The sequence below is a fragment of the Streptomyces sp. NBC_01439 genome (assembly GCF_036227605.1).
GTDB lineage: Bacteria > Actinomycetota > Actinomycetes > Streptomycetales > Streptomycetaceae > Streptomyces.
In genome coordinates, this window is sequence record NZ_CP109487.1 from 4,650,151 (window position 1) to 4,669,584 (window position 19,434).

Below are 19,434 nucleotides of genomic sequence, written 5' to 3' on the forward strand. Positions count from 1 at the left end.
GACCGGCACACGCCGGTCGGGCCCTCCCGCGTACCCAGGGGTTTCTTACGCGATGTCGGTCAGTGGTCGGAGTAGCTGAAGTCGCCCATGGTCCAGGCGCTGACTTCCGCGATCGAGACGCGATACATCCCACCCGTCTCCGGGATCCCGACCGTGCCCTGAAGGATGCGGGCCACATGGAAGTGCAGATGAGTGGGCGGTCCCTCGTGGGGTGTCGTGGCGGTGAAGATGGCGGCGAACTCGCCCAGGCGGGCGGAATCCGTCAGGACCTCCGACACCCGCTGCCTCCACACGGCTTCGGGTGCCAGCCGACCGGTGATGACAGCGCCACCGGTGACAACGGTAAGGGACATCTGATTGCTTTGCCCTGACTCCACCAGGGTGGCAACGTCAACGAGCAGCTCGTCAGGCTTCGACATGAGAGCCGATCTTATGCACCAGTCGTCCCGTCCTCTCGACCGGTAGCACTACCGGTCGAGAAGTGCACTCACCGCCTTCCCGCCGGAGCCCCGACGGGTGACGACACCGGTTGCTCGTGCGATGCGGTGACCATGGGCCAGCCGAATCCACCGGTATGGCCGCACAGGAAACGGGGCCCGAACCCCTGACCTGCTGTGCAGGCTGCTCTGCGCATCCAGTCCGACCGCGAACGTCTAGCTCTCCTCGGCGGGCACGAAAATCTATGATGGCCGGAGTAGACATTGGGCTGTGACGTGGTTATGGTTTCTCTCGTAGCCCAGAGAGACAGCAAGGCCTGGCAGAGACGAACTGCCGGGCAGCAGTACCCGCAGTTGCAGTGCGCAGGACGGTGCGGTGGTGGAGTTCCGAAGCCAGGGTTGTCGCAGGACGGCGACGGGACTGACGACCGGACCGGGTGACCCGCAGTGATCAGGGGCCGCCGTGAGCAGTACCCAGCAGTGAAGTAGTGAGCAGCACCTCGGTGAAGGCGTCGGCTGCGGATGCGCGCACCGGGAAGTTCGGCAGTGGGGTTCTAAGCCAGAGCAGTCGCAGGATGGGCAACGGGGCTGGCTGCCGAAAAGTGGCGCTGCAGCAGGCCACCAGCAGTACGCAGTACCGCAGTAACCCGCAGTTGCAGTCTCTCCCGTTTGGTAAGCAGTTGATCGCCGAGGGAAGAACGGAGGAGTTGAGGCGCCATCAGGATCGCCCGGGCGGAAGTCTTGAGTCCGGGTACCGCAGGACATCGATAGTGAGGTGGTCTCCGGTCGAGCAACCGCGATCCCCGCACAGCCTGTCCCCGTTCGGACGGGTCGGCGGAGACAGTAGGCCGGCGCAGAACTAGGGCCGGCAGATGGTGTAGCAGTTCCTTCGGGGCCCCGGTGCTGAACGCACCGGGGCCCCTCCTTTCGTTCCGCCCCCTCTTGCTCTCCAGGCCTGTCTGATCACCCGCTCCGCTCGCCTGCGTCCTCCGCCACTACTTCCGCTACCCAGCTGCGCAGCGCCGCCCACGTCCGAGAGCTCGTCGGCCACGGCACTGTCGTGGAAGCGGCCCGGCTAGTCACGAACCAGGGCGATTACCCTCCGCGTTCCGCATGGAGTGGGAGGCCTCGCCGTGAAGGTTGATGCGGAGAAGGAGCCGGCTTCATCGCCCAGGACGGCAGCTGCCAGGACTAGGAGAGCACTTGCCAGACGCGATCAGGTGCGGATACGGCTGTTGCGGCCGTCGTGCTCGTCGGCGGTGTCGTCGTTGAACCAGTAGTCGTCGGCGGCCAGGTAGCGGAAGGAATGGTTGCTGCCGGTGGGCAGCTCAACGGTGACCGCGCGGTTGCCGTCCTTGCGGAGGGTAAGAGGGTGCACGCCGGGGCACCAGTCGTTGAAGTCGCCGACCACGCTCACCTCGGCCGCAGGCATGTCGGCGGGCAGAACGAAGGTGACCTTGGCGCGGTTCTTGCGCACGGCGCGTTCCAGCACGAGAGACTCCTGACGGACAGGGGGAGGGACAGTACGGGCCCATGGTCAGGGCAGAGCAGGAGCCGCGCACGCCGACGCCGCCGTACTGCCCACCGGGTCACCCACCCGCTGCACCCAGCAGGACGCGCAACCGGGCACATGTGACAGTGCACGTGGGGTAGGACGACGGATTGCCCCACGCAAGCAGGACCCGGCCGGGGCCCCGTAGCCACACCGGCCGGGTCCTGCGCCATGCGAAGCAGACGTTCCGCGAGCACGCCAAACTTCGGACCGGATAGCCCCGAAGCAGCGTCACCCCCATTCCAGCCCACCTCGGCGAGGGCGGCCTGGGGGTTCGGTCCTGGTCGGTGGCAGGGGCTTGGCCCCGGAAGGCGACCGTCCCCGCCGGTGATGGGCGGCGCCCGTACGCGACCGGTGTGCCTAGTGAGGCAGGCCGTCCGGCCATCCCTCCGAAGAGCGGTCGCCGGGCGGCGGGTCGTGGTCCGCGGGGAAGAGGGGCAGGGTGCCGGTCATCTCCAGGAGGCGCAGGAGCTGGTGGTTGGGGGCTGCCAGGCGAACGACGGTTCCGGTCTCCTGTGCTGCGCGCCGGGCAGCGAGGAGTGCGTTGAGCGCGGCGGAGTCGCAGAAGGAGACGCGGCTGCAGTCGACCGTCACGGGCTTGGCCGGTGAGGCGTGGGTGAGGGCTTCGGCGAGGGCGAACCGCAGGGCGGGGGCTGTCTCGATGTCGATCTCGCCCGAGGGCCTGATGGCAACGGCGTGCTCCAGGACTTCCACGGCGATGGCGTTGCCGCCGGCCTCCGGGGAAGGGCGTTCGGCCATGGTGGGTCACTCCTGGGTTCGTGTCGTGGCCCCCGAAGCCCGTGGTCCGGTCGGCGGTTCGGGGGAGGGGCGGGTCAGGTGCTTCGCTGGTCGTGGGTTTCCTGGCGGAGCCGGTCGGTGTGCCGGGTCAGGGCGTCGATGCGTTCGGCGAGCTCGGTGTCCTCGGGTCGCAGGTGGGCACGGGTGTCGATCAGAGGGCGGACGAGGCGGGCGGCGTCGTCGGCGGCGAGGGCCAGGTTCAGGTCGCCGACGGCGCCCTCGGCACCGTCGGGGAGATCGGTCAGAGCGGTGACCTGGCCGGCGAGACGGCGCAGGTCGGCCGCGTGGTCGCGGGCCCAGGTGGTCACCGTGCGGTCGGCGGCGCGCGTGTCGCGCGTGGCCTGGACGCGCTGCTCGCCGGTACTCCCGACCGCTCCCGGGCGCAGCCGCAGGTAGCGCCGTTCTGCGGCCTGGCGGCTGGCGACCCCGAGCGGGCCCGCGAGGTCGGCCCAGCTCGCGCCCCGCCCGCGGGCGGTCTCGATCAGCCCGCTCTCCCAGTCGGCGAGCTGCTCGCGGACCTCGCGCAGCAGCAACAGCGCGGCCAGGGCCGGGTGTGGACCCGGGTCCGGCGCGCGCCCCGTCGGGGCCGTCGTTGGTGCTGCGGAGGGTCGCTGCGCGTCCCGCAGGGCCTGGTCGATGGTCTCCAGTGCCGCCGCGGCGGCGAGGAAGGGGACCTGGGTGGGCGGTGGGGTGGCCTCGCGTTCGGCCTCGTTCATGGGACTCTCCGTTGGCTTGTCATCCTCCAGATGACTGCTTACTTGTCATCGTTTCGATGACATGTTACAACGGAGGCACGTTGAAGCGCATTGGCAGTTTCTGCCTGAACCAACTGGAGGTGTTTCGCGATGTTGATGCGCACCGACCCGTTCCGCGAGATGGACCGGATCGTCCAGCAGCTGTCGGGTACGTCTGGCACGTGGTCGAAGCCGTCGGTGATGCCGATGGACGCCTACCGTCAGGGTGACGTGTACGTGATCGCCTTCGACCTCCCCGGTGTGAGCACCGAGGCGATCGACATCGACGTCGAGCGGAACATGCTGACGGTGAAGGCCGAGCGTCGGCCCACGGGGAAGTCCGACGGAGTGCAGATGGAGCTCTCCGAGCGGCCCCTGGGCGTCTTCTCCCGCCAGATCATGCTGGCCGACACCCTCGACACCGAGCACATCGAAGCCGACTACGACGCGGGCGTCCTGACCCTGCGGATCCCGATCGCCGAGCGCGCCAAGCCGCGGAAGATCAGCATCGGCGGCGAATCCGGCCGCAAGCAGATCTCCGGCTGATCGGCCCCAAAGCGGAGGACGGGGAACCGATCCCCCTCCGGCACCCCGTCCTCCGCGCCCCTCGCCCCTTCACCCCTCCCCGGAGGTGACGTGATGTCGATACGCAGGGAGGCGTTCCTGGCCCACGTCCAGGAACGCGGCGAGTACACGACCCTGCCGGAAGCCGAACGGGCGGCGCGCGTCGTCCTGGCCCTACTGGGCGCGCACCTGGTCGGCACCGTGCGGGCCGAGCTCGCCGCCCGGCTCCCCGAGACGTACGCCCTGATCCTTCTGAATCCCCTGCAGGCCGCCGAACCGCTCTCACCCGAACGCTTCGTCCGCGCGACCGCGGCCTGGATCGAGGGCGCCACCGAGAAGACGGCCCTGTGGGACATCGGCGCGGTCCTCTCCACCGTGGCCGCAGCGGCGGGTGACGTCCTCATGCGCGAGGTCCTGATCCAGCTCCCGCCCGGCTACGACCTCCTCTTCGGGCACCCCCAGCCCATCTGACCGGCGTCGACGGCCGGAACTCGAACCTTCGAAGAGAAAGGCAACCGCAGCACCATGTACGACCAGCCTCGACCGGACCGGCTCACCCCCGCCATGACGTTCGACCAGATGCTGGAACGCGTCCGCTACGAGGGCGCCTACCCCACCCGCGAACGCGCGGAAGAAGCCGTCCGCACCGTGCTTGCCGCGCTCGGCCGGCAGGTCACCGGTGACGAGCGCGTCGACCTCGCTCAGTGCCTGCCCGTCGAAGCCGCCCTCACCCTGACCGCCCAGATCCCCGATACCGAGCAGCTCACCGGCTGGGGCTTCGTCAAGGACCTGGCCGCACGAACCGGCGCGAGCCCGGCCATCGCCCGCTGGGACACCGGCGCCGTACTAGCCACCGTCACCGCGCTCGCCGGACCCGACCTCCTTGCCCGCGTCCTCCAGCGACTCCCCGACGACTACGCACTCCTCTTCGGACAGGCGCAACTGCGCCGGCCTCAGCGCGCCGCCGCCTGACCGGAGCCGGCTGCGCGCAGACATGCAACGGGGCCGGGACCGCTCCTGCGGTCCCGGCCCCGTGGACACGAGGCGTCAGTGCTTGAAGGTGTCCTTGATCTTTTCCTTGGCCTCGCGGGCATCGCCCTTGGCCTGCTCCGCGCGACCCTCGGCGGTCATCCGCTCCTTGCCCGTCAGACGGCCAGCGGTCTCCTTGAGCTTGCCCTTGGCCTGCTCGCCCTTCGCCTCGGCCTTCTGCTCACCAGACACAGCTGATCACTCCCTGTTCGATGGAAAGGTCTTACAGAACCCCGTATGACCGGTGGGATCCCTCCCAAACAGACAGGCCGGCAATGGGGTGACGCTCGGGGCGAAACGTTCGGCCATGGGCCAGCCGGCCTGGATGTCGCAGCGGTTCGCGCGGCGCCTCATGGAGGTGCCCGTGCCAGCGAGCCGGAGCGCGGTGGTGAGGAGCCGCGATCGTGTCAGACCGGCCCGGTCAGGACGTGGCTGGCGTCGGGGAGCTCGTGGACGTGAGCGGCCGCACCTTCCAGCGGCAGGAGAGGGCGCAGGGGACAGTTGGCCGAGGTGTGGTCGTGGTCGACTTCCCAGGTGGGCAAGGGTGCGGCGGGGGCGCAGTTGGTGGAGACGGCGTAGAGGTTGCCGAAGCAGCCCCGGCACACCAGTGCAGCGTGGTTCACGGGAGTGCCTCCGGTTGAACCGACTCGGCTGAGCCATCCACGGGGCGGGCCTCCCCCGCCAGGTGGAGCTGGCGCAAGGTGCTTTCCGTCTCGCGCCTGAGGTGTTCGGAAGAGGCCAGACGCTGCCACAGCGGGTCGGGGCGGCCGGGGACGGCGGCGCCGCGGGCAGCCCATTCCTCGGCAAGCTGCGTGTACAGGGGTGTGCCCTGGTCCGGGGGTTCTCCGGGAATCCGGCCACGGGCGTGTGCCGGGCTACGGGAAGGCCTTCGGCGCGCTTGTCCCGGAAGACGGCCAACCGCTCTGCGCTGGCCGCTGCCGGCCTGTGCGCCGCGGCTGGAGTCCGCCCAATGATCGTCCGTCACGTTCGTCAAAACGATCCCTCCATCCTCCAGGACACCGTTTCCGGTGTGCCGCGACGCTCTCGACCGTTGCTCTGGCCCTCGATGAGGCACACACCGTTGGCCGCCCCCAGCTGCTCCCTGTGCTGCGCATCGACAGGAGCGACCGTGCGTTCGAGGTCGATTACCTCCTCACCCGCCACACGAAAATCTATGACGGCCGGAGTAGACATTGGGCTGTGACGTGGTTATGGTTTCTCTCGTAGCCCAGAGAGACAGCAAGGCCTGGCAGAGACGAACTGCCGGGCAGCAGTACCCGCAGTTGCAGTGCGCAGGACGGTGCGGTGGTGGAGTTCCGAAGCCAGGGTTGTCGCAGGACGGCGACGGGACTGACGACCGGACCGGGTGGCCCGCAGTCATCAGGGGCCGCCGTGAGCAGTACCAGCAGTTAACGCAGTGGCAGTACCCGTAAGTGCAGTTCGCAGTACCCAGCAGTGAAGTAAGTGAGCAGCACCTCGGTGAAGGCGTCGGCTGCGGGCGCGCGCACCGGGAAGTTCGGCAGTGGGGTTCTAAGCCAGAGCACACGCAAGATGGGCAACGGGGCTGGCTGCCGAAGAGTGGCGCTGACACAGGCCACCAGCAGTACGCAGTAGAGCAGTACCAGCAGTAAGCAGTTGATCACCGAGGGAAGAACGGAGGAGCCGAGCACCATCAGGATCGCCCGGGCGGAAGCCTTGAGCCCGGGTACCGCAGGACATCGATAGTGAGGTGGTCTCCGGTCAAGCAACCGCGATCCCCGCACTCCCGGCAGCATCTCGGTCGGGTCGGCGGAAACATAGGGTCGGCGCAGTATCAGGGCCGACAGATGGTGTAGTAGTTCCTTCGGGGCCCTGGTGCCGTACGGCACCAGGGCCCCTCCATGCGTTCCATGAGAGAGGTTCAATGACAGCAGACGACTCGTTCGGCCGTCTCGACGACGACGACTACCCCGCCTACACGATGGGCCGGGCCGCCGCCATGCTCGGCACCACCCAGGGCTTCCTCCGCGCTATCGGCGAAGCCCGCCTGATCACCCCGCTCCGCTCCGAGGGCGGCCACCGCCGCTACTCCCGCTACCAGCTCCGCATCGCCGCCCGCGCCCGGGAACTCGTCGACCAGGGCACCCCCATCGAGGCCGCCTGCCGCATCATCATCCTCGAAGACCAGCTCGAGGAAGCCCAGCGCATCAACGCCGAGTACCGCCGCGCCGCCGAATCATCCGCGCCGCCGTCCTCGACCTGACCCGAGTGTGCCCGTCGGGATCGACGGGCCTCGGTCGTCGAAGGAGTGCTATTCGGGTGCGGACGCCTCCGCCGGGTCCGCCCCGGCGTCAGCGCTGCGTGTGACCTGGTGGGTACCGTGCCAGTCCAGGCACATGACCGTCGCGTCGTCCTGGAGACGGCCACCATGCGCGCGCAGAATCTCCGCGACCAGAGCGCGGGAGGCCTCGCGGGCGTGGAGATCGCCCGTGCGCACAACCAGGGAGGGCAGATCGACCTCCACAGCGCGGCCCTCGAGCATGCCGTCGGTGAGCATCACAAGGCGGTCACCCGGCTGCAGGTCCAGCCGCTGCACCCGATAGTCGGTACGCGGCTGGATACCGAAGGGGAGATCGACCTCGGGAACCATCTGCTCGACCCTTTCCCGCCTGAGGCGCAGGGGCCAGGGATGCCCGGCGTTGACGAACTGAGTGGTCCCGTCGAGCAGGCTGATGCGCAGCAGCTGCCCAGTGACGAAGCCCCGCCTGCCGTTGTCGATGACGGCCCGGTTGGCCTCCAAGGCCTGTACTTCGAGCTCGGCGCCGGCACGCCTGGCCCTGCGAAGGGCGCCCACTGCGAGGGTGGCGAGTAGCGCGGCTTCCACGTCGTGGCCCATGGCATCGGTGACGGAGAGTTGCATGGTGTCGCGGTCGACGACGTAGTCGAAGGTGTCACCGCCGACGTGCGTGGCCGGTTCCAGCGCTCCGGCGACCGTGAACTGGGCTGCCTCACACGCCAGTGAGGTGGGCAGGAGTCGGTGCTGGATCTCGGCGGCCAGGTTCAGGGGCCGTGTACGGCGACCCCATTGGTAGACGTCGGTGAAGGACCGATTGGCGATCACGATGTAGGCCAGGGCGTGAGCGGTCGCGCCGATCTGCCTCATCGCGAAGTCGTCGGGGTGATCCGGCAGGATGAGTTCGAGCAGGCCGATGGCGTCGCCGCGGTTGGTGACGGGCGCCACGACCCTGACCCGGCTGTTGCCCTCTCGCTGGAGGGCCGGCCGCTGTGTGCGCAACGCGTCCGCGTAGAGGGTGCCGGGCAGAGCGACGCGCTCAGGGGGCTCGTCAGACTCGACGCTGTCGGCTGCCCCGAGCCGCACCACTGACGACCCGGTGAAGTCGACGATCAGGAACGAGACCGAGGCAGCCTGCAGGCGGTCCCGGAGCAGCCGCGCGACAACGTCCAGGGACTCCACAGGGGAGGCGGATTCCGCTGCCGCGAGCACGCCCGCAAGGTCCACCTCCACCAGCTGCTCTCCGCCGGCGCGCCCCTGATGGGCGCCTGAATCTCGCTCCTCGGTCGGGGGCATGGCCGCTCCTCTCCTCCTCCGACACCGTGGGACCAGCCCTCCACGAGCACAGCTCCCTGACGTTCTTTCCGAGCGCACGAGGCCTTAGGGGCGGCCCCCTGCCTCGTCGAAGCCATCCCATCTGGGGTCGCAGCCTGTGACCACGGCCGGCACAGATCCGAGAAGCCCGCGGGGCCGACCGTCCTCAACCCTGCCCGAGGACCCGCACGCCAGGTGGCTGCTGCTGCCCGTGCAGTCCGCGCTGCCTGACTGGTTCACCCGAACAGCAGGCATCGGCCCTCTCGGGGACGCCGCCCGGCCACCGGTGTAGCGCACACGCCCGGAATCCTCAGAGGACCCGGTTGCGGGGCAAGCACCGGGGCATGGGGATGGACGAGTCAAGTCGGCGGTGTGGCTGGCCGCCGCCTTCGAGCCGAGCGTGAGGAGACGGGGTTGTGAGCGGTGTGTGGATGTACGCGCAGGACAGCGGCTACACGTCCCGGCAGTCAATGGTGGGGTTCACGGTTGAGGCGGCTGACGGAACCATCGGGCACGTGGACCGCCAGCAGGACCAGCCCGGCATGCAACATCTGGTCGTCGACACCGGCGTGTGGGTGTTCGGCAAGAGCATTTTGATCCCGGCCGGCGCCGTCGCCGGCATCGACACCGAAACACGGACGGTAAAGGTTTCAGGGACCCTGGAAGAGATCAAAGCCGCTCCCCAGTTCACCACCGACAGCGAAACGGCTGACCACCGCTATCTGTCCGCCGTCGGCAACTACTACCTCTCCCTCCGCCGCCCCCTCGCACCCTGACCCGAAGCCAGCCGGCAACTCGCCCGCCCCAGGGCGACAGCAGCCCCCGGGCAGAACATTGCCGTGCTCAGTAGACGGTGAACGAGATGGCGATGTAGTGCGCGGTGAAGGCTGCCACGGTCAGGGCGTGGAAGACCTCGTGGAAGCCGAACCAGCGGGGCGAGGGGTCGGGGCGCTGAAGGGCGTAGACAACCGCGCCCGCACTGTAGAGAAGCCCGCCGGTCACGATCAAGGCGAGTACGGGCGTCCCACCACTGTCCAGGAAGTCGGGCAGGTAACGCACCGGTGCCCAACCCAGGGCCAGGTAGCAGGGGGTGTACAGCCAGCGGGGAGCTCCGACCCACAGGACACGGAAGGCGATGCCGGCCAGAGCGCCCGTCCACACGATCCACAGCAGGACGGACCGCTGGTCAGGGGGAAGAAGGAGCACGGCAAGCGGGGTACAGGTGCCGGCGATGATCAGGAAGATGTTGGCGTGGTCGAGGCGACGCAGAACGGCCTCACCGAGTGGTCCCCACGTGCCGAGGTGGTAGACGGCGCTCGTCCCGAACAGTATCCAGGCGGTGACGGAGTACACGGTGCAGGCCAGGGTGGCGTGCGGCGTCCCAGCCAGGCAGATGAGGACGATGCCCGCGGCCAGCGATGCGGGGACCATTCCGGCGTGAAGCCAGCCTCGTAGCTTCGGCTTGATCGGCTCCACCACATCGGCCGCTCGCTCGACCAGGTCGGCAACCGGGTGGGAGCCCTCGGCAGCCTTGTCACGGTGCGATCCGGAGGGAGGACCACTTGCCTCGCAGCCTCCGACCGTCGGTGCGGAAGACACACCGCCGGTTTCGACGTCGTCGCGGGACACTGCTTCCCTTCCTGCCTCGGACTGCTGGGCGTCACTGGCAACCACGTGCTCATGTTAGGAGCCTGCCCGCAGGAGCATTGCCCGAGGCCTGCCTCGGACCACCGGGCCGGCACCGCCGGACACGGCCTGTTCAGCCGCCCATGGTTCCGGTCCTGGAGGCCTGCCCCCAACTGGGGCCGTGGAAGTCGTGTAAGTCGGCGAGCCACGGGAACGATCAGGGCTTCCGAACGGGCCTCTCCGCTCTCCTACGTTCAAGGACCACCGATGCTTCCCGAGTTCCGCTCCCACGCATCCGCCCCCCTTTCCCACCAGCTGGAACAGCGACTGGGACTGGACCCACGCCTCGAAGCGGGCCGAATCGATGTCGAGCGCGTCGCCGACATCGCCGTCGTCGCATCCGCCCACTCCGATGGGTACGCGGCCACCGCGCACCTCCTCGGACTGCTGGCCGCGCTCCCCGCTCCCACCGAGGCCGGAGAACGCTTCTGGTCGGACCTGTGGAGGACCTCAGGCTCCCTCTACCTGCTGCCCGCCAACATCAAGACGTTCGTGCTGAGTTCGCTGGCCGGAGAAGGCACCGGTCTGGCCGGTCAGATCCTCTCGGCTGTCGACGAGATGACCCCGCCCCAGCGCGTCGCAGCCGGAGAGGTAATCGGCCAGGCGCTCGCCGAATCCGACCACCTCCCCGACCTCAAGACGCAGGTCATCGGCGAGCTGTGGCTCCGGGATCTCGAACTCACCGCCTGGCGGGTCCTGCACGCGGACCACAAATCAGCTGATCCGGCTGAGCGGAAAGCCTTCCTCGACGCATGGAGGCGTGCATGAGCGCCAAGTTTCCTCTCGACACAGCACGGCCGTAGACGGGCCATCGACGAGCGCCGCCGCTACTGTTCGGGTCCAACGGAACCCAGAGAGCCGGTGAGGGGAGGAAGGCGAGACGCCGCCCCTCACCCACCGATCGTCAGGCGCCCTTCGCCTGCCTCTTCACCGCTCCCTTGACGCGGGCAGCGCGTACCCGGGCGTCGATGCCCCCGGCGACCTCCTGCTGGCGTTCGTCGTCAGAGTGCTGGTAGATCATCGCGGCCTTCTCCGAGGACTGGCCGGCGCGGACCATCGTGTCCTTGAGGGTCGCGCCGGACTGGGTGGAGAGTGTGTGCCCGGTGTGGCGCAGGTCGTAGAAGCGGAAGCCCTTCGGCAGGCCGACCTTCGCGCGGGCCTTGGCCCACTTCCGGCCGAAGGTCGTGCGCCGGAACGGCGCTCCCTTCTCCCCCACGAACAGCAGCCCGTCGGGCTCCTTCTCCGCGAACCAGTCCAGGTGCCGCTTGACCTCCATGGAGAGGAAGGCCGGCAGGTGGATGGTGCGGACGCCCGCCGCCGACTTGGTGTCGCCCTCGACGCGGCGGCCGGTGTTCAGTTCCGGGGCGGCCTCGGTGATCCGTACGGCGAGGGGATCGAGGGTGACCGAGGTCCGGCGCAGGGCCGCCTGCTCCTCCGGGCGCATCGGGCCGTAGGCGCCCGAGCATCAGTAGGCGGGCCGGCCGACCGTGACATCCATGGCTCGGGCCTCCCACCCCGGGACATCAACTGCCACTCGTACGTTCCAAGGGCCGCGGTCTCCAAGAAGGCGAACGAACCGCGTGAGCCCTTCGACATCCCCAATGGCCATTCGTCCGTCCGACAGCAAAAGCTGCCCATCGAAAACGGTCGTGAAGCTGGGATCGGCACCTGGGATCTCTTCGGAGTCGCGGAAGATTCGCACTGCGACCAAGCCAAGCTGAGGGCGCACGCGGACGGCTACGTGGGTGTCACAACTCGCCGCAGGCGCGTCGCCTAGTTCGAGATCAGTGGGGACCCAATCCGTGGACCCAAGATGCAGCACCGGGTGATTCACATACACATCAACACCTGCGATCTGCACCGCAGCCTCCCCACTCACACCGTCACGACCGTGCCAGAAGCTTGCCAGACGAGGCGGACAACGGCGGTCAAAGACAGTCGTCGCCACGAGGCTTCCGGGCCTACATCGGCGACGTTCGCGCTGGCCAAAGCCTTGATGGCGGGCAGAAGATCGGTGATTCCCAAGCTTATGGAGCGGGTTCGATTCGCGTCATCTGCTCCATGGCAAAGCCCCAGGTCAGCGACCTGGGGCTTGCTTGTTGACCAGACCTTGCTGCCCCCCGCCGCGCCCTCCGCGTGCCCCAACTCGTGGGAATGCCCTGCTCGGAGGGCTCTGGGCGCAACACGTGCACTACCTGCACCGAGTGCTCGTCCCACACTCCGGTGAAGAACGAGCAGCAGCCCCGCGAGCGTGGTGTCGGTGCCGAGGAGCAGAACGATCGTGGACCTTGATCACTGGCCGTGTGCCCCTGTCGGCAGATAGTTTTCGTGCGGCCGGGACATGATGGGAACCGCCTGGTCGGTGGCCCGGGACGGCGTGCAACAGGGGGCGGAATCGCGCATGAAGGATCTTGTCGTGGGTGACGGCGAGCGCGAGACGGCGGTCCGGCTGGAGGAGTACCGGGCAGAACTGACCGGGTACTGCTACCGGATGCTCGGCTCGTACGCCGAGGCCGAGGACGCCGTGCAGGAGACGATGGTCCGGGCCTGGCGGAACGTCGAGCGGTTCGAGGGGCGTTCGTCGCTGCGGTCGTGGATCTACCGCATCGCCACCAACGTGTGCCTGGACGCCCTGGCCGCAGGCAGACGGCGGGCTCTGCCGATGGACCTCTCGGAGCCGTCACCCGGAGCCGCGCTCCCGGGGGCCCCGGAGGACGCCGCCGTGTGGATCGGGCCCTGTCCCGGAGGGGACCCCGAGGCGGCCGTGGCGGCGAGCGAGACGGTGCGGCTGGCGTTCGTCGCCGCGCTCCAGCACCTGCCGCCCAAGCAGCGGGCCACGCTGATCCTCCGGGACGTACTGGCCTTCTCGGCCCGCGAGGTCGCCGAGCTGCACGGCTCGACCGTCGCCTCGGTCAACAGCGCTCTGCAGCGGGCTCGTGCCACGCTGGGTGCTCGCAACGGCACTGCCGAAGCCCCGGGCACCAAGCCGTCCGACGCCGTCCGCCGGGTGCTGGCCGAGCGGTACGCCGCGGCCTTCTCCTGCTATGACATGGAGGAGCTGAACATGCTGCTCCATGTCGATGCCACGCTATGCCTGCCCCCGTACGCGAAGTGGATGCGCGGTGTCCCCGACATCCAGGCGTGGCTGACCGGCCCCGCCGTCGACTGCCGCGGCTCCCGCCTGATCCCGACCACGGCGAACGGCACCCTCGCCTTCGGCCAATACCGGCCTGACGGGGACGGCTACACCCCCTGGGCTCTCCAGGTCCTCGAGTTCTCCGGTGCCCGCATCGCCGGCATCACGGCCTTCCGCGACACCGACCGCCTCTTCCCCCTCTTCGGCCTGCCCGCACGCGTAGGCCCGGCCCGCCGTCTGAAGGACACCGCATGACCTGGTCAGAACACACCGTCGTCCGTGAGGGCGTCCGCGTTTCCTGCCGTGACTGGGGAGGTTCGGGGCCGTCCGTCGTCCTGTTGCACGGGCTGGCCGGGCATGCGGGCGAATGGGACGCCGTCGCCCGGGACCTGAGCCCCCGGTACCGGGTCGTCGCCCTGGACCAGCGCGGCCACGGTGCCAGTGAGCGCCGCCCGCAGGACGTCTCGCGGGCCGCGTACGTCGCGGACACCGTCGCCGTAGTCGAACAGCTCGGTCTCCGGCAACCCGTCCTGGTGGGCCAGTCGCTGGGCGGCCACACCGCCATGCTCGCCGCCGCCGCTCACCCCGGGCTCTTCCGTGCGCTCGTCCTGGTGGAGGCCGGGCCGGGCGGGCCGAACCGTGACGTGCAGGTGGAGATCGGTGGGTGGCTCGATGCCTGGCCCAGGCCGTTCCCTTCACGGGAGGCCGCCGTCGAGTTCCTCGGCGGCGGTCCCGTCGGCGAGGGCTGGGCGGCCGGCCTGGTGGAGCGCGAGGGTGGCTGGTGGCCGCGCTTCGAGCGCGACGTGATGGTCGGGTCGCTGGCGGAGGTCGCCCAGCGGTCCTTCTGGGACGAGTGGTCGAAGGTCACCTGCCCGACCCTGGCCGTCCTCGGCCAGAACGGCATCATCCCGCCAGGAGAGGTCAGCGACATGCTCCGGCGGCGGCCGGAGACCGTGGCCTTGAGCGTCCCCAGGACGGGACACGACGTTCATCTGGAGCGACCGGACGTCCTGCGGCGCGCACTCCGCGAGTTCCTCGCAGAGGTCACATGATCTGCCATCGGACGGACGACGTGATCACGTTCCCACTCACTGGCCGCTCTTCTCGGCGAGAGTCTGATCGACCAAGGCGTTGGCGCGGCCATGTCCCGGGCCGTGCTCGGTCTTGAGCCAGGAGACGAGCACCGTGTGCTTGGTCAGCGGGGCGGACCGGATGAGCTCCTTCCACTCGGAGATCAGGCCCGGTGCGGCAGTCGGCTACCGATTTGCCCGGACGGTGGCCCGGCCGACTCCGGCTGGGCGGAATCCGGACCGAGTTCGACCCTCTTCACGCTCCACGGTGGGTGAAGGCCGTGGTCAGCCGCTACTGACGCAGTGAAGGGCCTGCTTGTCAGTCACCTCACATAGAGTTATCGCTGAGCATCGAGTGCAGACCTAGCGAGGCAACGTGGCTGAAGCTTCGGAGCAACCTTTAGTGGTCGATGGCAAGATTGAGTCACTGCCTTTCCATGAGCTGGTCTCATGGAGCCAGTTCGAGAAGCTGGTGTGCGAATTCGTCCAGGTGACCGAACGGTTGTCGCCCTGTCACCGGTACGGATCTCCCGGGCAGGCACAGGCCGGTATCGATATTGCGGGGCTGTCAGAGGACGGCCACTGGTACGCCTTCCAGGTCAAGCACGTCGCCCAATTCGCTCGAGCGGACGCGAAGAAGGCCCTGGACCTCTTCCTGTGCGGCCCGAGGCCCTACGCGGCGACGCGGCTGGTCATCGTCACATCCTGCAAGACCACCCGGGCCCAGGTCCGCGATCTCGTTCACCACTACCAAACTCAGAATCCACATCTGGTGCTCGAGCTGTGGGATGCCGAGCACCTGGCATCTCGCCTACGACTCCAGCCGCGCATCGTGGCCCGGTACTTCGGTGACCACACAGCACAACGCTTCTGCGATGCGGACGCCTTGGAGGCCTTCTACAAGACTGGAGGCAGCGACGACGTCGGCTGTCTCGTACATGACGCCGACCCGATCAGCCTGGAAGTCCACGAGGCCATCTCAGTCGATGAGGGGGCGTGCCCAGACGAACCTGTTCTGCCGACGTACTTCCGAAGGCCCTTCGACGAAGAACTCGATGCCGTCGTCGAGAAGGCACTCGCCGGGGTCAGTGGGCTGAAAGTCCTTCTCGCTGATTCTTCGACGGGAAAGACTCGCGCGGCTTGGGAAGCCATCCAGCGCCTGGGAAGAGACTGGCGGCTGTGGCATCCGGCCGACCAGGAAGATCTACTGGCCTCACTCGGCTCAGTAAAGCCACGTACGGTCGTGTGGCTCAATGAGATCGATCGCTATCTGCTCTGCGGCGACTCTCAGCGAGATGAACACGTAGCCGCTCGACTCACAGAGCTGCTGCGCGATCCGCGCCGGACCCCAGTTCTGGTCCTGGGGACAGCCTGGCATGTCCACTGGAACACCATGACCACCCTTTCTGGAGGCGAGCGTGCGAAAACACACGCCTTGCTAACCAAGTGCGCCATCCCGGTCCCGGAGCGGTTCAGCGACGACGAGATGGCTGCTCTTCTCGACATGGACCGGCCCGCCGACCCCAGAATGCTGAAGGCTGCTCGCGAGGCCGAGGACGGCCACGTCATCCAGTTCCTCGCAGGCGGGCCGGCACAGTTGGAACGCTATGCAAACGGATCCCCGACCGCTCAGGCCGTCCTCCATGCCGCCATGGACGCGCGGCGGCTTGGCCACGGTATGGACCTACCTCATTCGTTCCTCCATGACGCGGCCACCAGCTACCTCACCGCCCTGCAGCGGGATCTAGCGGAAACCGATTGGTTCTCACGCGCTCTGCAATACCTGTCAGCTCCGTGTCGCGGGGTTCGTGGACCACTGGCATCGGTCCCGGGCTTCTCCGCGACCGGAACGGTGAATCCCGGCAGCTACCGGCTGGCGGACTACGTTGAGCTGCACGGCCGTCGGCACCGGAAACTCATCTGTCCTGAAGACGGATTCTGGGATGCAGCGGCGGAGCACGCTGCCAGTGCCAGAGACAGAGTCTCCCTTTCGCGAGCTGCACTTGAGCGGGGCAGGGTGGCCCGGGCGGAAACACTCGCGTTGGCGGCAGCACAGTACGGAGACGGCGCCGCCCTGTCCCATCTGGCAAGATGGATCAAAGAAAATCGCAAAGACGAAGACCCTCACGTCTACTACGAACTGGCGGCCGAACTGGGGGATGGTGACGCGCAGGTCACCCTTGCTTTCCGCGCAGAGAACGACGGGCAGCTCGAGAAGGCGGAACGCTGGTACCGAAAGGCTATTGATCGGGACAGCCGCCGATGGGATGCCATCGTTGGCCTGGCTTCCGTCTCATCTCAACGCGGAGACGCCACACGTGCCATCGAGCTGTACAACCAAGCACTCAGCTCCGGCTTCTTCGGAGCTCGGGCGGTCGAGTACCAAGCACGCTGGCTTGCTGGTCGCGGCCAGCATGCTCTCGCATTGCTCCTGACGAAGTTCTCCTTCAACTCCGGGAACACCGGCGCCTATACGGGCTTGGCCTGGACCTACATGTACAAAGATAGGTCCCGGGCTATCGAGGTGTTCAAGCACGCCATGGCCGAAGGGGACGCAAATGCGCCGATGGAGCTGTCCTGGGCCCTCGAGCAAGAAGGAGAAAGCGATGAAGCAGATCGATTCTGCGAAATTGCCGTTCACCTTGGCGAGACGAATGCGCTCCGCGGCCTGGGCATGATCCGTCGCAGCAAAGGTGCCCATCACGCTGCGGCCGCCCTCTTCTGGAGAGCCTACAATCTGGGTCTGACATACGTGCTGCTCGAGCTAGCCAGTCTACGTGAAGAGGAGGGCCGACTGAAACAAGCCGAAAGGCTTTACTGGCGGGCCCTCGACGAGGGGCAGTCCAGCGCCGCTTGTGAGCTCGTACGAATATTGGAGACCAGGGGAAGAACACTGCAGGCCGAACGCCTCGCAGGAGGGTCTAAGGACCTCCTCGCCGCCTTGGCGAAAGCCCGAGCGGCCCGAGGTGAGCATGAAGCTGCCGAACAGCTACTCCTCACACTTATTGCGCAAGGAAATCCGGATCTGCTTGTGAATTTGGCGAACATCCGAAAGCAGCGGGGGGATCAGGCAGGGGCGGAAAAAATGCTGCGGCAGGCGCAGGAAGCCGGCGTCCCCTATGCGACGCAGCGGCTGGCGACGCTACTGGACGACAACGAGTAACCGCTGCAGAGCGGCAGAGCGCTACCTCATGCGAGTTCGACCACGTGAGCCCGATTACGTCGGTGATTCCCAAGCTTGTAGCGCGGGTTCGATTCCCGTCACCCGCTCCGCAACAAAGCCCCAGGTCAGCGACCTGGGGCTCTGTGTGGCCTAGACCTCTCCGGGCCCGCGCCCGGCACGCGGTAGCGAGGGCTGACGGCCACTCCCGAACCAACGTCGTGATGGACCTGATTGGTCAGGCGTGCTCGTCCGACGGCCGCCGGGCAGGCTGGACCGACCAGCTCGGCGGTTCGTCGTTGCCCGAGTCCTCGTCGTGCTTCGCATCGGCGGCCGTCGCATGGATCTTGCCCGGCGCGTGGTGGACCGGCGCGTATACGGCGTAGAGCTGCAGGGGCTCGTCACCGATGTTGGTGACGTTGTGCCACGTGCCGGCGGGCACGAAGATCGCCCAGCCGTCCTCGACCTCCCGGTCGAAGTCGAGTCGGTCCTTCGTGCTGCCCATCTGGACTCGGCCCCGGCCCGCGTCGAGCCGTAGGAACTGGTCAGTCTCCGGGTGGGCTTCCAAACCGATGTCCTCGCCCACCGGGATCGACATGAGGGTCAGTTGAAGGTGCTTCCCGGACCAGGCGACCGCGCGATGGTTCGTGTTCTTGAGCGTCGCCTGCTCGAGGTCGAAGCTCTGCGGTTCCGGCCCGATGTCCTTGATGGTCATGCTTCTCTCCCGGTCAACGAAGTTGGTACGCGGTGCGCGGCACTCGGTCGCAGTCTTGCCTCAGCCCAGCTCAACCATTCCAGATCTCCGGGCTCTTCTGGCCACAAGCGCGCGAGCACCTACCGCCCGAACGGACGCGTCCCGTTGCCACGTTCCGGCGTGCGGCCGGTCGTGCAGCGAACGTCACCACCGACAGGAAGTACGGAGGCCCGCCTCGGTGGCGGCGAGGAGATGCGGCGCAACCCGGGCCGGCGCGGCGCTCATGCGACTTCGGTCCCCCCAGGTCAGCGACCTGGGGCTGCGTCGTTGTCCGGCGTCAGCGCGCAGTGGTCAGCGCACGCTCCAGTACGTCGAACGCGCCGTGCAGACGCGATCGGTGATCGTCCGCCACGTCGACCGCACGCTCGCCCGCGAGGAGGCGTTGGGCCGTGGTGACGTAGACGGCTCGGTACGCGGCCACGGTCAGTGCGGCCGCGAGGCGGGGGTCGGGGCCTCCGTCGGGGGTGGTCTCGGCCATCGCGGCCGCCAGTGCCTGCTCCACCTCCTCGACGCCTTCGCGCGCCCGCGCCCGCAGGGCGGGCGAGTCCAGCACGATGCGCCAGAAGTGCGGGAAGCCGTCGCCCACCGCCGCCAGCGGATGGCGCCGGTCCAGGAGTTGGAGGAGCAGAACCCGCAGGGCGGCCAGCGGGGACTCGCCGGCCGGGCGGTCCCGTACCGCAGCCGTGAAGAGCTCGACGGCTTCGGGGATCCGGTCCAGGAAGAGGTCTTCCTTGCGGGGGAAGTGGTTGAAGACCGTCATCGTGGAGACATGAGCGGCCTTGGCGACCTCGGCCACGGTCACCTGGTCGAAGCCGCGCGCCGCGAACAGCAGCGTCGCCTCGTCGGAGATGCGTTGCCGCGTCTCGCGCTTCTTGCGCTCGCGCAGCGTCATCGCCCCTTCGGCTCCACGCCTTCCGGAGCCGTGCCT

The 19,434-nt window shown here is 68.0% G+C and carries 19 protein-coding genes and 2 pseudogenes; 9 read left to right on the forward strand and 12 right to left on the reverse strand.

Features of this window, described 5'->3' with window-relative positions; translation table 11 throughout:
- Positions 1-59 precede the first annotated feature (59 nt).
- The 4 genes from OG207_RS20785 to OG207_RS20800 all read right to left on the reverse strand — a co-directional run bounded on the left by OG207_RS20785 (position 60) and on the right by OG207_RS20800 (position 3,503).
- The gene (locus OG207_RS20785; RefSeq protein ID WP_329099978.1) at positions 60-419 is read right to left on the reverse strand and encodes a hypothetical protein; all 360 of its coding nucleotides are present in this window, start codon (positions 417-419) and stop codon (positions 60-62) included.
- A 1,234-nt stretch (positions 420-1,653) separates the two neighbouring features.
- Complete coding sequence (locus tag OG207_RS20790; protein ID WP_329099980.1) at positions 1,654-1,929, reverse strand: isoamylase early set domain-containing protein; 276 nt, start codon at positions 1,927-1,929, stop codon at positions 1,654-1,656.
- Positions 1,930-2,349: 420 nt separating this feature from the next.
- The gene (locus tag OG207_RS20795) at positions 2,350-2,748 is read right to left on the reverse strand and encodes an STAS domain-containing protein (RefSeq protein WP_329099981.1); all 399 of its coding nucleotides are present in this window, start codon (positions 2,746-2,748) and stop codon (positions 2,350-2,352) included.
- A gap of 74 nt (positions 2,749-2,822) precedes the next feature.
- Positions 2,823-3,503: an HSP18 transcriptional regulator gene (locus OG207_RS20800; protein WP_329099982.1), complete on the reverse strand. Its 681-nt coding sequence runs from the start codon at positions 3,501-3,503 to the stop codon at positions 2,823-2,825.
- 129 nt (positions 3,504-3,632) lie between these two features.
- Between OG207_RS20800 and OG207_RS20805 the strand changes: the two genes are divergently transcribed.
- From OG207_RS20805 to OG207_RS20815, 3 genes are all read left to right on the forward strand, one after another.
- Positions 3,633-4,067: an Hsp20/alpha crystallin family protein gene (locus OG207_RS20805; protein ID WP_202197780.1), complete on the forward strand. Its 435-nt coding sequence runs from the start codon at positions 3,633-3,635 to the stop codon at positions 4,065-4,067.
- A 93-nt stretch (positions 4,068-4,160) separates the two neighbouring features.
- The gene (locus tag OG207_RS20810) at positions 4,161-4,556 is read left to right on the forward strand and encodes a DUF2267 domain-containing protein (RefSeq protein WP_266594581.1); all 396 of its coding nucleotides are present in this window, start codon (positions 4,161-4,163) and stop codon (positions 4,554-4,556) included.
- Between the two features lie 54 nt (positions 4,557-4,610).
- Positions 4,611-5,057, forward strand: a complete 447-nt coding sequence (locus OG207_RS20815) for a DUF2267 domain-containing protein (RefSeq protein WP_329099983.1) — start codon at positions 4,611-4,613, stop codon at positions 5,055-5,057.
- A 75-nt stretch (positions 5,058-5,132) separates the two neighbouring features.
- Here OG207_RS20815 and OG207_RS20820 read toward each other — a convergent pair whose 3' ends face one another.
- Both OG207_RS20820 and OG207_RS20825 read right to left on the reverse strand, forming a co-directional pair.
- Entirely contained in the window at positions 5,133-5,306 is a 174-nt protein-coding gene (locus OG207_RS20820; protein ID WP_329099984.1) for a CsbD family protein, read from the reverse strand.
- A gap of 215 nt (positions 5,307-5,521) precedes the next feature.
- Positions 5,522-5,737 (reverse strand): hypothetical protein, encoded by a 216-nt coding sequence (locus tag OG207_RS20825; protein WP_329099985.1) that lies wholly within the window; start codon positions 5,735-5,737, stop codon positions 5,522-5,524.
- A gap of 1,280 nt (positions 5,738-7,017) precedes the next feature.
- Here OG207_RS20825 and OG207_RS20830 point away from each other — a divergent pair.
- Positions 7,018-7,356 carry a MerR family transcriptional regulator gene (locus tag OG207_RS20830; protein ID WP_329099986.1) on the forward strand — a complete coding sequence of 113 codons (339 nt, stop codon included), beginning with the start codon at positions 7,018-7,020 and terminating at the stop codon, positions 7,354-7,356.
- 48 nt (positions 7,357-7,404) lie between these two features.
- Here OG207_RS20830 and OG207_RS20835 read toward each other — a convergent pair whose 3' ends face one another.
- Entirely contained in the window at positions 7,405-8,613 is a 1,209-nt protein-coding gene (locus OG207_RS20835) for a PP2C family protein-serine/threonine phosphatase (RefSeq protein WP_329107759.1), read from the reverse strand.
- Between the two features lie 503 nt (positions 8,614-9,116).
- Between OG207_RS20835 and OG207_RS20840 the strand changes: the two genes are divergently transcribed.
- Positions 9,117-9,476, forward strand: coding sequence for a PRC-barrel domain containing protein (locus OG207_RS20840; RefSeq protein WP_329099987.1), 360 nt, complete (start codon positions 9,117-9,119; stop codon positions 9,474-9,476).
- 67 nt (positions 9,477-9,543) lie between these two features.
- Here OG207_RS20840 and trhA read toward each other — a convergent pair whose 3' ends face one another.
- The gene (gene trhA, locus OG207_RS20845; RefSeq protein WP_329099988.1) at positions 9,544-10,374 is read right to left on the reverse strand and encodes a PAQR family membrane homeostasis protein TrhA; all 831 of its coding nucleotides are present in this window, start codon (positions 10,372-10,374) and stop codon (positions 9,544-9,546) included.
- Between the two features lie 219 nt (positions 10,375-10,593).
- Between trhA and OG207_RS20850 the strand changes: the two genes are divergently transcribed.
- Positions 10,594-11,154 (forward strand): hypothetical protein, encoded by a 561-nt coding sequence (locus OG207_RS20850; RefSeq protein WP_327384165.1) that lies wholly within the window; start codon positions 10,594-10,596, stop codon positions 11,152-11,154.
- A gap of 136 nt (positions 11,155-11,290) precedes the next feature.
- Here OG207_RS20850 and OG207_RS20855 read toward each other — a convergent pair.
- Positions 11,291-11,845: pseudogene (locus OG207_RS20855) on the reverse strand (tyrosine-type recombinase/integrase); the annotation flags it as partial.
- A 942-nt stretch (positions 11,846-12,787) separates the two neighbouring features.
- Between OG207_RS20855 and OG207_RS20860 the strand changes: the two are divergent.
- Both OG207_RS20860 and OG207_RS20865 read left to right on the forward strand, forming a co-directional pair.
- Entirely contained in the window at positions 12,788-13,777 is a 990-nt protein-coding gene (locus OG207_RS20860; RefSeq protein ID WP_329099989.1) for a sigma-70 family RNA polymerase sigma factor, read from the forward strand.
- The gene (locus OG207_RS20865; protein WP_329099990.1) at positions 13,774-14,574 is read left to right on the forward strand and encodes an alpha/beta fold hydrolase; all 801 of its coding nucleotides are present in this window, start codon (positions 13,774-13,776) and stop codon (positions 14,572-14,574) included. The genes OG207_RS20860 and OG207_RS20865 overlap by 4 nt, the downstream gene beginning before the upstream one ends.
- A 36-nt stretch (positions 14,575-14,610) precedes the next feature.
- Here OG207_RS20865 and OG207_RS20870 read toward each other — a convergent pair.
- Positions 14,611-14,757: pseudogene (locus OG207_RS20870) on the reverse strand (DUF4287 domain-containing protein); the annotation flags it as partial.
- Between the two features lie 211 nt (positions 14,758-14,968).
- On the opposite strand from OG207_RS20870, the gene OG207_RS20875 reads away from it, so the two are divergent.
- Positions 14,969-17,755 (forward strand): tetratricopeptide repeat protein, encoded by a 2,787-nt coding sequence (locus OG207_RS20875; RefSeq protein ID WP_329099991.1) that lies wholly within the window; start codon positions 14,969-14,971, stop codon positions 17,753-17,755.
- Between the two features lie 235 nt (positions 17,756-17,990).
- Here OG207_RS20875 and OG207_RS20880 read toward each other — a convergent pair whose 3' ends face one another.
- Positions 17,991-18,467: a cupin domain-containing protein gene (locus OG207_RS20880; RefSeq protein WP_329099992.1), complete on the reverse strand. Its 477-nt coding sequence runs from the start codon at positions 18,465-18,467 to the stop codon at positions 17,991-17,993.
- Positions 18,468-18,783: 316 nt separating this feature from the next.
- Positions 18,784-19,398, reverse strand: a complete 615-nt coding sequence (locus OG207_RS20885; RefSeq protein WP_329107761.1) for a TetR/AcrR family transcriptional regulator — start codon at positions 19,396-19,398, stop codon at positions 18,784-18,786.
- Between the last annotated feature and the right edge of the window lie 36 nt (positions 19,399-19,434).